An 18,346-nucleotide genomic window follows, 5' to 3' on the forward strand; every position below is an offset into this window, starting at 1 on the left:
CTTAAAAAAACTGAAGACAATGGGAGTCATTCCCAGAGATTGCTACATCTGAATATTGGCAATGAGTAAAAGATGGTGGCGCCTGCAAGGAGAAAAAATATGAGTTCAGTAAAAATTGTTGATGTCATTATCCGAAAGACGGCTGAAAAAACAGTTCTGACAGGTGAAGGGAACCTCTCTGTTTCTGTCTCTGCACCCTGCGTTATCGAGGTCCATGGTTCTGCACAGGATGTGGCACGCTACGTGCGACAGGGTAAGGATCTCTTGCTTTACATGAAAGATGGTAGCGTGATCCGCTGCAACAATTATTTCATGGACGATCCTGAAGGTAAAAACCATTCAGAGTTGGTCTTTAACGATGAGGATCAACTTACCCATATATCGTTTGCTGAGACCGGAGAAGCGTCTGGGCTTGCGACCACTGAACTGACTTCTCATGCGACAACAATATCCAGTATCGAACCTTTTCTCGAGCAAGGTAGTGTCCTGAGCGATGCGCCGTGGGGCTGGATTGCGGGTGCAGCATTAGGCGGCGGCGCGATTGGCGCATTGCTGGCACATGGTGGTGATGGCAAAACCAAAATCATTGATAACACCAAAGAAGTTGAGAGCGCAACTCCGACCTTTTTGGTAACGGACAAAGTGGGTGACAAGCAGGGTGTGCTGAGTGCAAAAGAGGTCACTGATGATAATACCCCAACCTTCAGCGGTACCGGACAACCTGGTGCGACCATTCAGATCAAAGATAGCAGCGGCAGCACCATTGCCAGCGCCATGGTCGGTAAAGACGGGGCCTGGACGGTAAAACTTCCGACGCAGACGGACGGAGAACACACCTGGTCCGTCGTGCAGATCGACGGCAGTAAAACCACGGCTGCAGGCAGCATTACCGTGATCGTCTCAACGGCAGACGCGACCGTTACGCTCGCCACCACCGCAGACGATAATGTGATTAACGCCAGCGAGCAGTCCGCTGGCTTTACCCTCTCCGGTGCGAGCAAAAATCTCGTGCAGGGAACGGTGCTCACCGTCACGCTGAACGATAAAACCTATACTGCAGAAGTGGGCGAAAACGGCGCATGGAGCGTGAAGGTGCCCGCTGCAGACGCACAGGCGCTGGGTGACGGTACCTGGACGGTCAACGTCAGCGGCAAAGATGTGGCGGGTAATACCGTAAGCGGTAGCCAGACGATTGGCGTGGATACCGTGGCACCGACATTATCGATCGATGCGATTTCCCAGGACAACATCGTCAATGCTGCAGAGCACAACCTGACCCTGACCCTGACCGGTAAAACGAACACGGAAGCGGGCCTGATTTTAACCGTGACGCTGAACGGCAAAAACCACACGGCCACGGTAGGCAGTGACGGCACCTGGTCCGTTACGCTTCCTGCCAGCGAAGTACAAGAGCTGGCTGACGGCAACCATTCGTTGACCGTGAACGTCAGTGACAAGGCGGGTAACGGCTCTTCAACCACCGTCGATTTCACCGTTGATACCGCAGCACCCGTAGTCACGATCGATACCGTAGCGGGTGACGATACTCTCAATACCAGCGAGCAGGGCCAGGCGCAAATTATCTCCGGCAAGGCGAGCGGCGCGGCAGCGGGCGACGTGGTTACGGTTACCCTTGGTGGCCAGAGTTTTACCGGTGTGGTACAGGCCGATGGCAGCTGGAGCGTTGGTGTGCCTGCCTCCGTCATCGGCGCAATGGGTGAGGGGCGCCACAGCATTTCTGTCTCTGTTACCGATGCCTCGGGCAATACCGGCAATGCGACGCACGGCGTGACGCTGAGCGGCAATCCGCCAGAATTCACCATTGATGTCATCAGCCAGGACAATGTTCTGAATGCACAGGAGGCAATGCAGCCGCTGAGCCTGAGCGGAACCAGCAATCTGCCAAACGGCGGCGCCATCACCGTGACGCTGAACAACGTCAACTATCAGGCCACCGTTGAAAACGGCATCTGGAGTGTCCTGGTGCCGGTTTCCGACGTGCTGAATCTGGCAAATACCCTCTACACCGTCAGTGTGAGCGGCACGGACAGCGTGGGTAATAGCGGTTCTGCAGACGCTAATCTGCTGGTCGATACGGTGCTACCACAGGTGATTATCAATACCTTTGCGGGCGACAACCTTGTCAACAACGCCGAAGTGGCTGTGGATCAAACCCTAAGTGGGCGCGTCACCGACGCGGCGGCGGGCGATACTGTTTCCATCTCTGTTGGCGGCAAGAGTTATACCGCCACGGTGGGTAATAATCTGACCTGGAGCGTGACGATCCCGTCAGCGGATCTCAAGGCGTTTGGCGACGGCGATTTGACCTTCAGCGCTTCGGTCACTAATGCGCACGGCAACACCGGCAGCGGCGAACGTGATATCAACGTCAACGCCGAGCTGCCTGGTCTGCGCGTGAACATGATTTCTGGCGATGATGTGATCAACGCCATCGAACAGCAGCAGGATCTGACCGTCATCGGTTCCAGTAGCCATCTGGCCGCAGGCACGCAGATTACCGTCACCATCAACAACGTTGACTACACCGCCGTGGTGAACGCCAGCGGTAGCTGGCAAATTGGTGTTCCTGCGTCCGACCTTCAGGCATGGACGGCAGGGGATATTACGGTCAACGTCAGCGCGCAGGACACGTGGGGCAATACCGTTTCTGCTGAGCACCCTATCGAACTGGATCTGAACGCCGTAGCGGTCACCATTGATACCATTAGCAGCGATGACATGCTGAACACGGCCGAAAAAAGGGCTGAGGTCACGCTGTCAGGTCAGACGCAGGGCGTGGAAGCCGGTCAGACCGTGGTGGTTAAATTTGCCGACCAAATCTTTACCGCGCAGGTGCAGCAGGATGGTTCCTGGAGCCTGACCGTTCCAGCGAGTGCAATGGAACCCCTGATCGACGGACGTGCGCAGGTGAGCGTCAGTGTCACCAATGTGAACGGCAATAGCGCAGAAGCCTCGCGCATCGTCACCGTCGATACGTTGCCACCTACTATCACGTTGGACAACCTGACGTCCGATAACATCATCAATGCGGCGGAAGCGCAGCAGGATCTGGTGGTCAGCGGCACCAGTAATGCCCAGGCGGGGCAGACTGTCACCGTGACGCTGAACGGTAAATCTTACCAGACCACAGTCCAGACGGGCGGAACCTGGACCCTCAACGTACCGGCTGCCGACGTAGGCGCGCTGGTAGATGGCACTGTGACGGTAAGGGCTACTGTGGACGACGTGGCGGGCAACAGCAGTAGCGCAGATCGCGTGGGGCTGGTGGATGCCACCGTACCGCAGGTGACGATCAACGATTTTGTCACCGATACCAATACCGTGAACCAAATCGCCCATTCTCAGGCGCAGATCCTCAGCGGCTCCGTCACCGGCGCGGCAGTGGGTGATTTGGTCACCATCACCATCAATAACGTCGACTACACGACTGTGGTAGACGCTGTGGGCAACTGGAATCTCGGCCTGCCAGCGTCTGTTGTTCAGGGGCTGGCCGATGGTACCATGACGATTAACGTCTCCGTAACTGACCAGTCCGGCAACACTGGCAGCAATTCGCTGGACGTTGTCGTTAACACCGTGACGCCGCAAATCGGCATCAATATCCTGGCGGCGGATGATGTGATCAATGCCACAGAGAAGGGCGAAGATCTGCTGCTCTCGGGTACCAGCAACCAGCCGGAAGGCACCCCCCTCACTGTTAATCTCAACGGCATCAACTATACCGCCATCACAGACGCTAGCGGTAACTGGATCGTTAGCGTACCTGCATCTGCGGTGAGCGCGCTGGGCGAAGTGAACTACACCGTGACTGCCAGCGTCACCGACAGCGTCGGCAACAGTGCCTCTACCACCCACAACGTGCTGGTGGACAGCTCGCTGCCGGTAGTGACCATCAACACCCTCGCGGGCGATAACATCGTTAACGCCTCGGAAGTGACGGCAGGGCAAACCCTGACTGGTAAGGTGAGCAATGCGGCGGCGGGCGATACCGTTACGATTATCCTCGGCGGCCAGACGTACACCGTTACCGTGCAGGACGATCTCACTTGGAGCATGCTGTTAACCGAGAGCCAGTTAAGCGCGCTCGGTAACGGCGAGCTGACCGTATCGGCAAGCGTAACCAACGCACACGGCAATACCGGTTCTTCTTCCCTGGACTTCACCATTGACGCCCAGCTGCCGGGTCTGCGTATTGATACCGTCGCCGGTGATGACGTGATCAACGTGATTGAACACGCGCAGAATCTGATTGTGTCCGGTACTAGCACCGATTTGGCGGCGGGCTGCACCGTCACCGTGACCATCAACAGTAAAGTTTATTCGGCAACGGTACTGGCAGATGGCTCCTGGCAGGCGGCGGTTCCGGCGGCGGACGTGTCCCAGTGGGCGGACGGTTCGCTCACCATCAGCGCCAGTGCGCAAGATATCTCCGGCAACCCGGTGAGCATCGGCACCGTTGTGGATGTGGATCTTGCACCGGTAGCCATCAGCATCAACAGCGTGACCGATGACAACGTGCTGAATGCCGCAGAAAAAGGTCAGGATCTGGTGTTAAGCGGCACCTCATCGAACGTCGAAGCGGGCCAGAAAGTGACGGTCATTTTCGGCGGCAAGAGCTACACCACAACTGTCGACGTCGATGGTAACTGGAGCTATACCGTTCCAGCGGCTAATTTAAATAGCCTGAAAGATGGCGACGCCAGCGTGCAGGTCAGCGTGACCAACGTGAATGGCAATTCGGCCTCTTCCGCGCAGGAATACAGCGTCGATACCACCGTGCCGACGGTGACCATCAACACCATTAGCAGCGACAATATGCTAAATGCGACTGAAGCGGCGCTGGACCTGACCCTGAGTGGTACCTCAAGCGCCGAAGCCGGTCAGACAGTCACTGTGACCTTCAATGGCAATCAGTACACCGCGCAGGTTCAGGCAGACGGTACCTGGACGCTGAACGTTCCGGCAGCCGACATAGCAGGTATCACCGACGGCAATGCGGCGGTAACGGCGACCGTTTCCGATAAAGCGGGCAACCCGGCGAGCACGGGTTCATCCGTGCTGGTCGATGTCACTGTGCCAAATATCAGCTTCAACATCGTGGCGAGCGACGACATCATTAATATCGCCGAGCACGGCCAGGCGCTGATCGTCTCCGGAAACGTGAGCGGTGCGCAGGCGGGTGACGTCATCACCGTAACCCTGAACGGCAAAGATTACTCTGCAATGCTCGGTGATTCCGGTAACTGGAGCATTGGTGTGCCAGCCTCTGACGTTGGCGCGCTGGTGAACAGTGACTACACCCTGAGCGCTTCCATCACGGATAAAGCCGGTAACAGCACCACTGCAACGCATGATATTGACGTCTCTCTGACCACGCCAGTTATCACTATCAATACCCTGGCGGGCGATGATGTCATCAACGCCACCGAGAAGGGCGAAGATCTGCTGCTCTCCGGCACCAGTAATCAGCCGGATGGCACCACTATCACTGTGACCCTGAATGGCATCAACTATATCGCCACCACCCATGCCAGCGGTAACTGGAGCGTCGTCGTTCCTGCAGCGAACGTCTCTGCGCTGGGTGAAGCAAACTACTCCGTCACGGCCAGCGTGACCGATACCGCAGGTAACAGCACGAATACCAGCCATGGCGTACTGGTGGACAGCGCGATCCCGGTGGTAACCATCAACGCTATCGCTACCGACGACGTGATCAACGCGGCAGAAGTGGTCACGGGGCAGGCTCTGAGTGGTAAAGTCAGCGGTGCGGCGAGCGGTGATGTTGTCACGATTAACATTGGTGGTTATACGTACAAGGCGACGGTTCAGGATGACCTGAGCTGGTTGGTAAATGTTCCATTGAGCGTCTTAACGGCTATCGGTAACGGCTTGCTGACAGTGTCAGCAAGCGTGACTAACGGCCACGGCAATACCGGCTCTGGCGAGCGTGACATCGCCATTGATGCCAATTTACCTGGCCTGCGCGTTGATACCGTGGCGGGCGACGATGTGATCAACAGCATCGAACATGCGCAGAACCTAATCGTCACCGGCTCCAGTGAGGGCCTTGCAGCAGGCTCCGCGCTGACGGTAACCGTGAACGGCAAAACCTACGCCGCTACGGTGCTGGCTGACGGCACCTGGAGTGCAGCAATTCCGGCGGCAGATGTTAGCGCACTGGCGGCGGGTACCGTGTCGGTCACTGTTGAAGGCGAGAGCGCGGCGGGTAACCCTGTATCCATCACTCACAACGTAACGGTCGATCTGGCGACGGTCGCCATCAGCATCGATGCCATTGCCACGGACGACGTGATTAACGCAGTGGAAAAAGGTGCGGAGCTGGTGCTGTCTGGCTCAACGACCAACGTGGAGCAGAACCAGACCGTCTATATCACCTTTGGCGGCAAATCTTACACTGCAAGTGTAGATGCCAGCGGTAACTGGACGGCAACCGTACCGACGGCAGATTTTGGCAGCCTGAAAGACGGTGATGCCAGCGTGCAGGTAAGCGTGACCAACGTGAACGGCAACAACGCTTCCGCCGGTCGTGAGTACAGTGTGGATGCGACCGCGCCGACGGTGTCTATCGAGATCGTTAGCGATAACAACATCATCAATGCGACAGAAGCGCAGGTCGATCTGGTCGTGAGCGGCGTGACCAACGCCGAATCCGGGCAGGCCGTGACCGTGATCCTGAACGGCCAGAATTACACCACCACCGTACAGGCAAACGGTAGCTGGAGCGTGACCGTACCTTCTGCGGATCTCGGCACGATTGTTGACGGCGACTACACTATCACCGCGGCGGTTTCCGATAAAGCGGGTAACCAGGCCTCGGCGGATCGCGATGTGCTGGTCGATACCACAGTGCCGAAACTGACCATCAATACCGTTTCTGACGACGACGTGATCAACAGCGCTGAACATGCGCAGGCGCTGATTGTCACCGGTTCCGTGACAGGCGCGGCAGCGGGCGATGTGGTGACCGTCACCATCAACAATAAAAATTACACCGCGACCCTGGATACTTCGGGCAACTGGATCGTGGGGGTGCCTGCGGCAGACGTCAATGCGTTGACTACCGGAGATTACATCATCAGAGCGGCGCTGACCGATAAAGCCGGTAACAGCAACAGCGCCACGCACGACGTGGAAGTGAACCTAACCGCCCCGGTGCTGACCATTGACGTAATTTCCGGTGACGATGTCATCAACAGCACCGAAAAAACGCAGGATCTGACCCTCTCGGGCACGGCTTCCGGTCTAGCGGCAGGTGCGGTCGTCACCGTGATGCTCAACGGTATAGCCTACATCGCCACCGTTGATACCGGGCTGCCGTCAGTTGTCTTCGACACCCTCAGCGGCGATAACGTGCTGAACGCGGTGGAGAAAGGCCAGGATCTGAGCGTGAGCGGTACCAGTGCCAACCTGGCGGAAGGCACCCTGGTCACAGTGACCCTGAACGGTAAACAATACACGGCGACAACCGCTGCAAGCGGAAGCTGGAGCCTGACGGTTCCGGCGGCGGATCTGACCGCTCTGGGTGAAGCAAATTACACTCTGAGCGCGACGGCGACTAGCGCCGTGGGTAACAGCGTCAGCAACACCGCGAACCTGCAGGTGGACACTGGCCTGCCAACCGTCACCATCAATACCATCGCGGGTGACAACGTCATCAATGCCTCCGAAGTGGCTGCAGGCCAGACTATTAGCGGTAAAGTTGCCAACGCAGAGGCGGGCAGTATCGTAACGGTTTCTATCGGCGGGAATGATTATATCTCAACGGTTCAGAGCGATCTGAGCTGGTCAGTGAACGTGTCGTATGATGTGCTGACGGCGCTGGGCAACGGCAGTTTGAGCATATCGGCAACCGTGACCAACGGTCACGGTAACACCGGCTCCGGCGAGCGTGATGTTACCATCGACGCCAACCTCCCGGGTCTGCGTGTTGATACCGTTGCGGGCGATGATGTGGTCAACAGTATTGAACACAATCAGAACCTGATCGTGACAGGCTCCAGCGACGGTCTGATCCCAGGCACCGCGCTGACCGTAACGATCAATGGCAAAACCTACGCAACATCCGTGCTGGCAGACGGTACATGGAGTGCGGCAATCCCGGCGGCAGACGTGGGTGCTCTGGCAGCAGGCACGGTGACCGTCACAGTAGAAGGCCAGAGCACCGCGGGCAACCCGGTGACTATCAGCCATGATGTCACCGTCGATCTGGCAGCCGTAGCTGTTAGCATCAACACCATCGCCACCGACGACGTGATCAATGCCGCTGAAAAAGGTATCGATCTGGTGCTTTCCGGCAGCACGTCCAATGTGGAAGAAAACCAGACCGTGACCATCACCTTTAGCGGCAAGTCTTACACCGTGAAAGTCGATGCCGACGGCAACTGGACTGCAACCGTGCCCTCCGCTGATCTCACCGGACTGAAAGACGGCGACGCCAGTGTGCAGGTGAGCGTCACCAACGTGAATGGCAACAGCGCCTCTGCGGGACGCGAGTACAGCGTGGATGCGACGGTGCCAACCGTGTCAATTGATACGGTGGCAGGCGACAACGTGATTAACAGCGCGGAAGCCTCTGCGGGGGTAGCGATCTCCGGCACCACCACGGCAGAAGTAGGGCAGACGGTGACCGTGACGCTTGGCGGTAAGAGTTACACCGCGCAGGTTCTGCAGGGCGGCGTCTGGCGCGTTAACGTGCCAGCGGCAGACCTGACAACCATGGCGGACAACGGCTACACCGTACAAGTGAGCGTGAGCGATGCGGCGGGTAACACCGGCAGTGCGGATAAAACGATTACGCTCGACACTACGCCGCCAACCGTCAGCTTTAACATCGTGGCTGGTGATGACGTGATTAACAGTCTGGAGCATACCCAGGCGCAAATTGTCAGCGGGACAGCAACCGGCGCGAACGTCGGCGATAAGCTGGTCATCACCATTGGCTCAAACCAGTACACCACCACCGTTGATGCCAGCGGTAACTGGAGTGTGGGCGTACCGGCCAGCGTGATTTCTGCCCTGACTGACGGCACCGTAACCATCAGCGCAACTATCACCGACAGCGCGGGTAACAGCAACACCCAGACGCACAATGTAGTGGTGAATACCGCCCCCGTGGCGCTGACCGTCAACACCCTCAGCGGTGATGACGTGATCAACGCGGCGGAAGCGGGCAATACGCTGACGATCAACGGTTCCAGCACGCAGTTTGCCAGCGGCACGCAGGTGACTGTGATCCTGAATGGGAAGAGCTACACGGCCATCATTCAGAACGACGGCTCCTGGAGTACAACGGTACCGGCTGTAGACGTGGGCGCACTGGGCGATGGCGCGAGCTATCAAGTCTCTGTTTCGGCGCGGGACAGCGCAGGCAACAGTGCTTCGGCGACACATAACATCAGCGTGGAAACCACTGCGCCAGTTGTCAGCATTGCCACGATTTCCAGTGATGATGTTCTGAATGCGGCTGAGGTGCAGCAGCCGCTGACCGTGCACGGTTCTACCAGCGCAGAAGCGGGCCAGACGGTGACCGTGACGCTGGGTGGTAAAACTTACACTACGGTGGTGAGGAGTGATGGCACATGGACGCTGGATGTTCCGGCGGCAGACCTGGCAGTTCTCAGTGAAGGCACCCTGACAGTCACTGCGTCAGTGAACGACAAAGTCGGTAACAACGGCCAGGCCACGCATACCCTGACGGCTGATACCGTGGCACCAACCGTCACCATCAGCACTGTGGCAGATGACGATATCGTCAACAACGCTGAGCAGTTGGCGGGCCAGACCATAAGTGGTAGTACCACGGCGGAACAGGGCCAGATGGTGACGGTCTCCTTCAACGGCCACAGCTATCAGGCGACCGTGGCGGCGGACGGTTCGTGGTCGGTCTTCGTGCCGGGCCATAATTTCCTCGGCCTGACCGATGGGGATTACACCCTCACCGCGACGGTGAGCGATAAGGCGGGCAACCCGGGCAGCGCCACGCACGAAGTGACGTTGAGCGGTGACGTACCGACGATTACGATTAACACCTTTGCTGAAGATGACATCGTCAGCGCGGCGGAGCACGGCACGCCTCTGGTCGTCAGCGGTGCCACCGACGCACCTGCGGGTCAGACGGTGACCATTACGCTCAACGGTAAAACCTACACCGCAACTGTGCAGAATGACGGTAGTTGGACCTACACCGTCGCCAGCGCGGACGTGACCGCGCTGGCAGACGGCGGTTCATATGTGATTAACGCTCAGGTGAGCAATACCATTGGTAACAGCGCCAGCGCCGACCACACCGTGACAGTTGATTTGACCGCACCATCAATGGTGATCGGTATTGATTCGCTGCAAAATGACACCGGCCTGAGCGCGAGTGATTTCATCACTAACGACAGTAAGGTCATCGTTAACGGCTCACTGACCGCACAACTTGGTAATAACGAGAAAGCACAGATCAGTCTTGATGAAGGTGGGACTTGGATTGATCTGACCGTCACTGGCTTGCAATGGCGCTACACCGACGGCCGCGCCCTGACAGACGGAACGTACCAATATCAGGTTCGTGTGATCGACAATGCGGGTAACGTCGGCGCAACGGACAGCCGGGACGTGGTGATTGACCTGACCGCACCGGCGACCACGACCATTACTGTGGATTCCGTTACCCAGGATACCGGACTGTTTGGCAACGACTTTATTACCAGCGACAACCAGATCAGCCTGAAAGGAACGCTCGGGGCGGCGCTGGGCAATGGCGATCACGCGCAGATTAGCCTGGATGGCGGTCGCACATGGACTGACGTCAGCGTCAGCGGTCTGAGCTGGACGTATGTCGATGGCCGTACGCTGGCCGATGGTGATTGCAACTATCAACTGCGAATTATTGATAACGCAGGTAATGTCAGCGCCAACACCAGCCAGGTGGTGACTATTGATACCGTCGCACCAGACACCAGAAAAACCATCACCATTGATAGCATCAGCGATGATAGCGGGCTGAGCAGCAGCGACTTCATTACCAACGATACCTCGCTGACGCTGCACGGTTCGCTGGGAGCAACACTGGCCGCTGATGAATACGTTCAGATCAGTATTGACGGCGGCGATACCTGGCAGAACGTAATTGTGACTGGCAACAACAGTTGGCACTACGTTGATGGGCGCACGCTGCAAAACACCACCTACGATTATTATGTGAGGGTAGTGGATGTTGCCGGAAACATCGGTGCTTCCGCGCATCAACAGGTGACCGTTGATACGGTCGCTCCTGACGCGGCTATCACAGTAACAGTGGATAACATTACTGTTGATACTGGGTTCGATAATAATGATTTCCTGACCAGCTCAACGTCGTACACTCTGCACGGTACGCTGGGTGTGAAACCTGGCACAAATGAGTATGTCCAAGTGAGAGTTGATGGTGGGACTACATGGGCCTACGCCACGGTGAATGGGACGAGCTGGAGCTATACCGATACCCGCACGCTCACCGATGGCGAGCATCGCTATCAGGTTCGCGTGGTAGATCAGGCCGGTAACGTAGGGGCGACGACCTCTCAGGTGGTCACTGTCGATACCCAGGCACCGCAGAATGGCATCACTATTGACAGCATTAGCGAAGATACCGGGCAGTCCAGCAGCGACTTCATCACCATTGACACCAAGCTGACCATTAACGGCTCGCTGGGCAGCGGGCTGGAAAGCGATGAGCGCGTGCAAATAAGCCTTGATGGCGGCAATGCTTGGATTGACACAGCCGTGACTAACCAGCGCTGGAGCTACACTGATACCCGTGATCTGGCTGACGGTGATTACACCTACCAGGTGCGGATCGTCGACCAGGCAGGTAACGTCGGCTCTACCTCTTCGCAGGTGGTGACGGTCGATACCACGACGCCAGTCACGGTCGGTAGGGTCGTCAGCTACACCGACGGAGAAGGCGAACGCCAGGGCAGTTTTGGCGCATCGGTGGCAACAGATGACAGTTCCCCTGTGATTAACGGGACACTTAACCGTGCGCCGGACAATGGCGAGATTGTGCAGTTGTATCGTGATAGTGTGCTGCTGGGATTGGTAACGATGAGCGATGCCGCCAGTTGGTATTTCCAGGATAGTGGTTTGAATGATGGTAATCACACCTATATGTTGCGTGTGACCGATCTGGCGGGTAACCACACCGATTCAGATGATTTTGTGCTGAAAGTAGATACTCGCATCCCTACCACCACCGTGAGCATTACCGCCCAGACTACGACAGACACTACCCCCATTCTGAGTGGTTTGCTATCGGCGAAACTGACTAACAGTGAGTATCTCGTTATCAACGTGAACGGTAAAACCTACACCTCTGATTCAGGCGGTGCGGTAGTGGTCGATCCGGATAATAACACTTGGTATTTGCAGATCCCGGACGGCGATGCGCTGAGCGTGAAGAATTATGATGTCACAGCAGTAGTGAAAAGTAGCGCCGGCAACGGTAATACCGTTGATTTGACCACCGGCAGCCTGGTCGTGGGTAATGAAGCATCATTGACACCAGCCTGGTCATTTACCGCCGCGAATGATTCCTATTCTTCCAGCTATATGCTGGATTCGGATGGGCTGTGGACGATTATCGCAAATCAGCAATTCGCATCGGCGGACGCCAGCAGCCGTAACTCTTACACCGTTTCAGGTAATTTTTCTATGACGGGGAATTACACCACGGGTACTTATGCGGATATCAACCGCGACGGGCTGGCAGACGTGCTTGCTGAAGGGACAAGCTGGGACTACATGGCGCAGTTAATCAATAATGGTGACGGTACTTATACCACTACTGTGTTGACTAATACTTCTGTCATACATACTGCGGTGTGGTATGGCGCGGTGGTTGCCATTGATATTCAGGGTGATGGTTACACCGATTTCGTCATTGGTGATGCTGGGGGACCTGATTCCAGCACCTTCATGCTCAATAACAACGGTACGCTGACCGGTAGTTCTAAGTCCGGGACATACACCAACTTTGTATCAGGTTCGACGGTAGGTAGGTACAACAGCCTGATTGAGGCGTCCGGTGTGGATTTGAATAACGACGGAAAAGTGGATATTGCCCAGCATACGACCAACGGGAATAACTCCTATGCGCTGTCGACCATGTTTAACCAAGGCAATGGTTCTTTTACATGGGGGCAAAACTTTACCAATACCATGTACAGCGGCATTAGCGCTGGCGCGGCTTCCAGTGCGGTAAGTATGACGTGGGCCGACTTTAATGGCGATGGTTACATGGACCTGTATATCAGCATGTCCCGTACCTCCAGCGGAACCAGTCAGGGCGGCGTGTTAATGCTGAACGATGGTAGCGGTAACCTTCTTGCAGGCACTGCGGTTGGAACAGCGACCACGGATAAGTTTGTGGGTAACGTCAGCGTGGCGGTGGACTGGAACCTCGACGGTAACATGGACATCATCAAACTGGCGAATAGCGGGCAGTCTTATCTTTACACCAATGATGGACTGGCGGGTACAGCAAGTTTTACAGCTTCAAAATTCAGTACCGCTACGTCAACTCAGGTATCCGGAGCTGCTCTGCTTGATTACGACTGGGATGGTGCACAGGATCTGCTGATTTTCCGTCAAAACGGTACTGTTTTACTGGAGCGTAATACCAATACGGTTGCGCCTGGAACAGCATTGCATTTGAAGATTGTCGACAGCGAAGGAATTAACGCCTTCTTTGGCAACACTGTCCAGCTATACAACTCGGCAAATCAGTTGGTCGCCAGCGAAATCATCAATGCCCAGTCAGGGATCGGCATAAACGATTCCTCGTCACTCATCAGTTTTTACGGTTTGGACCCCAGTGAAACTTACCGTGCGGTGCTGGTTCGTGCCATTAACGGTGTTTCAAGTAATGCAACCTGGGATGGACTGACAGCAGGAGACGGTAAAGAGAGTTATTCCCTGACGGCTGATGCTGCCACAGGCGGACACCACGGAACCCTGACAGGTACCGGATACAACGATACCTTTATAGCTGAGGCGGGGAATTATACCTACAACGGTTCTGGTGGTTGGACGACAACCTCTGAACACGACACGTGGAGCAGTACAGGCGGCGTGGATGTCGTAGATTATCGCCATGCTGCTTCCGGTGTAACCGTCGATCTGGGGCGCTCTACGGCTCAGAGTACCGGGTTCGATACCGCGACGTTGGTTAATATTGAAGGGATTAATGGTTCCAACTACAACGACGTTATTACTGGCAATAGCGGTGATAACCAGTTCGAAGGGCGCGGCGGTAATGACACCTTCAATATCGGCAGCGGCGGTCACGATACGTTGCTTTATAAGCTGATCAACGCTTTGGATGCCACGGGTGGCAACGGCAGCGATGTGGTAAACGGCTTTACTGTCGGTACCTGGGAGGGGACGGCAGATACTGACCGTATTGACCTGCGCGATCTGCTTTCTGATAGCGGCTATACCGGCACGGGATCGGCGAGCTATGTGAATGGCGTGGCGACGTTGGACAGTGGGGTGAACAATCTCACTGACTATATCCAGGTGGTACAAATTGGGAGCAACACTCAGATTCAGATCGACAGAGATGGAACGGGTAGCCAGTTCGACTCGACCATCGTCGTGACGCTTAATGGTGTGCAAACCGATTTGGCCACGTTGCTGGCAAATCATCAATTGTTATTAGCGTAATCAAATGAGCTGCGAGGGTATAAACTCACGCAGCTATTCATTTCTTTACATAAAAATTGATAACAAACAGAAAAATAAAGATTTTTTTCTTTTTTATTAGGATTCTGTTCGTATTGATATATCAATTAAATGACATAATTTCGACGCGTGACAATGTTGTTGGATAGGAAGTAGCACTATGAAAACTCATCCGCTTTATGAGCCATGGCTACAAGCCATGCTTATTATTGCGAAACATTACCGGCTTGATTTTTCGTTAGAACATGTCCGGGTGGTGATTAATCACGAAAGCCAGTCACCGCGTCAACAAGTCCTGGAAGATATGGCTCGCCATTTGGGATTAGGATTGAGGAGAGTTTCGGTGAATGCCGAATTACTCGACCCCTGGCGTTTGCCGTTAATTGCTGAGTTTACTGGCGGTCAAATTGCAGTTATCAACCGGATGGATAAAGAGGGGAATGTTAGTCTTCAATTCAGCGGCGATAGTGGTCTTGAAACAGTATTAACGCGAGAGGAGCTTGCAACGCGCCTGCTAGGGGGGGTCGTGCTTCGCCCTCTTGAGTCAACGCCAGACGCACGCGTTGATGATTATATCAAACCTTATGAGAAAAACTGGTTCTGGCAACTGGCGCTGAAAGACTGGCGCCGTTATGGCGATATCATGCTGGTGGCGATGATCGCGAATGTACTGGCGCTTTCAGGCATGGTGTTTTCTATGCAGGTGTACGATCGCGTAGTTCCGTCACAGTCGGAAGCAACGCTATGGGTCCTCTTTGGAGGGGTCATGGTGGCTATTACCTTTGAGTTCATCATGCGTATGCTACGCGTCCATCTTTCAGATGTAATTGGTAAACGCGCAGACCTGCGGATCTCAGAACGCGTATTTGCTCATGCTCTGAGAATTAAAAATGGTGCGCGGTCAAAATCCACGGGCTCTTTCATCGCTCAAATCCGCGAGCTGGAATCGGTGCGAGAGTTGATTACCTCCACGACTATCGCGGCAATTTCCGATCTCCCCTTTTTCCTGTTGTTCGTTTTTATCCTCTGGATGATTGGCGGGCCGCTTGTGCTGGTGGTATTGCTGGCCGTTCCGTTGCTGCTAATACCTGGACTGCTGGTACAACGTCCATTAGGACGGCTCTCCAGCGAAGGGATGCGCGAGTCGGCTATTCGTAACGCCACGTTGGTAGAGGCGGTACAGGGTCTTGAAGATATCAAGCTGATGCGTGCTGAGCAGCGTTTTCAAAATCAGTGGAATAACACCAATGATGTCGCCGCTAATGTGGCAATGAAACAGCGTTGGCTAACGGGGTTACTGCTGACCTGGACCCAGGAGGTTCAATCCATCGTTTATGCTGTGGTGCTGCTGATAGGTTGTTATCTGGTGATTAGTGGAGATATGACCACCGGCGCGTTAGTGGGTACCTCTATCCTTGCATCACGCACAATTGCTCCACTTTCACAAATTTCCGGCGTGCTCTCTCGCTGGCAGTCAGCGAAGGTTGCGCGTAAAGGGCTTGATGATCTGATGCAACGGCCAATTGACGATCCGCAATCCGGCAAGAAAGTTCATAAAGCCCATCTGCGCGGAAATTACGTCATGGAAGACGTGAGTTTCTATTATGATGAGGAAGAAAAACTTGATGTATTAAATATATCACGTCTCCATATTCAAGCCGGAGAACGTATTGCCCTGCTGGGACGTAACGGCTCAGGGAAAAGTACGCTTCTGCAACTTCTTGCGGGTATGCAGGAACCACAGCAAGGTTCCATCTTACTTGACGATATCTCACTCAATCATCTTGACCCTGCTGATTTACGCCGGGACATGCAGCTACTAAGCCAGCAGGCTCGCCTGTTCTTTGGCTCAGTGCGTGACAATATTATAATGGGCAATCCCTTAGCGACTGATGAGGAGATCCATCAGTCGCTGGTGATAACAGGAGCATTGGATTTCGTTCGTAAACAGAAAATGGGTCTGAATTACATTGTAAATGAGGGCGGGGCTGGTCTGTCTGGCGGTCAGCGACAGGCGCTATTACTCGCCCGCGCACTCTTAACATCACCTAATATTTTGCTGCTTGATGAACCGACGGCCTGGCTTGACGAGGTGAGTGAGAAACAGTTTATCGGCAGTCTGAAAGGCTGGTTGGGAAAAACGCGCACACTCATTGTCGCTACACACCGCTTACCTATCCTTGAACTGGTTGACCGCATTATTGTGCTGGATAACGGCCGAATTGTTATGGATGGACCACGAGATAGCATTCTTCGTGAACATGGTATGGCTCCACAAAAAGCGGGCCAACGTACGGTAACAATGAAAAAAATGACTTCTCAAAAAACGGTAATTAATGAGGAGGGCGTATGAGCGATTTCAGTCGTTTTAACAGTCGTCTTCAGGAGCCTCATCTTCCTCGCTCTAGTCTGGTGGTATGGAGCGTGGTGTCTATGCTTGTTGTTTTCATCGCGTGGGCAGGTTGGTTTCAACTTGATGAAGTTACAACCGGAAGCGGTAAAGTAGTGCCTTCTTCACATGAGCAGGTTATCCAGTCGCTGGAAGGCGGAATCATCCACAAATTGCTTGTTCAAGAAGGCGATATCGTTGAACGCGGGCAGCAGGTTGCACAACTGGATCGAACAAAAACAGAATCCAGTGTTCTGGAAAGTGAATCCCGGTTAAATGCGGCGCTGGCAACTGCTTCACGTTTGACTGCCGAAGTGAATGGTACAGAACTTACTTTTCCGGCTGAGCTGGATGATTATATCGACCTGGTCAGACAAGAGACGGCACTTTTTACTTCACGCCGCGAAAGCCTGGAAAAGGGGGTTGCTGGATTACGTCAGGGAATGACGTTGGTCCAAAGAGAGTTGGCTCTTACTCAACCTTTGGTAAAGCAGGGGGCTGCCAGTAATGTGGAAGTTCTTCGCCTGCAACGGCAAAAGAACGAATTAGAAAACAAAGTGACAGAAATGCAGAATCAATACTTTGTGCGCGCATGTGAAGAATTAGCCAAAGCGAATGCCGAAATTGAAGCGCAACGTTCCGTAATGAAAGGTCGTGAAGACTCTCTAACCCGGCTGACTTTCAACGCACCGGTGAGAAGCATTGTTAAAGATATTGATGTAACGACAGTCGGCGGTGTTATACCGCCAAATGGCAAATTGATGACTCTGGTTCCACTGGATGATCAGATGGTTATTGAAGCGAAAATCTCGCCCAGAGATGTTGCATTCATTCACCCTGGACAAGCGGCGTTAGTTAAAATTACAGCTTATGACTATTCCATTTATGGAGGTCTTCAGGGTGAAGTAATGATGATTTCACCGGATACAATCCAGGATGATGTAAAACGCGATGTCTATTTTTATCGTGTCTATATCAGAACTAATACTAATCACCTTGAAAACAAACAGGGTAAAGAGTTTCCAATATTTCCTGGCATGATTGCTACTGTTGATATAAAAACGGGCAGTAAATCGATACTCGATTATTTGTTAAAACCATTGAACAAAGCAAAAGAGGCGCTACGAGAAAGATAAAAAAAGCGATCGACGCAAATCGAACGCTTGTAACTTATTACAGGATAACACGAAGGGATGGTATAAAATTTAA

General features: G+C 54.3%; 3 protein-coding genes. All 3 read left to right on the forward strand.

Annotated features, from left to right (window positions below):
• Nucleotides 1-99 precede the first annotated feature (99 nt).
• The gene (locus OH663_RS23540) at nt 100-14,730 is read left to right on the forward strand and encodes an Ig-like domain-containing protein (protein WP_263525879.1); all 14,631 of its coding nucleotides are present in this window, start codon (nt 100-102) and stop codon (nt 14,728-14,730) included.
• Between the two features lie 178 nt (nt 14,731-14,908).
• Complete coding sequence (locus OH663_RS23545; protein WP_200013203.1) at nt 14,909-17,101, forward strand: type I secretion system permease/ATPase; 2,193 nt, start codon at nt 14,909-14,911, stop codon at nt 17,099-17,101.
• The gene (locus OH663_RS23550; protein WP_263525880.1) at nt 17,098-18,273 is read left to right on the forward strand and encodes a beta-barrel domain-containing protein; all 1,176 of its coding nucleotides are present in this window, start codon (nt 17,098-17,100) and stop codon (nt 18,271-18,273) included. The genes OH663_RS23545 and OH663_RS23550 overlap by 4 nt, the downstream gene beginning before the upstream one ends.
• The last annotated feature ends 73 nt before the right edge of the window (nt 18,274-18,346 follow it).

This window comes from Citrobacter sp. Marseille-Q5395, from assembly GCF_947057495.1.
GTDB classification, from domain to species: Bacteria; Pseudomonadota; Gammaproteobacteria; order Enterobacterales; family Enterobacteriaceae; genus Citrobacter; species Citrobacter murliniae.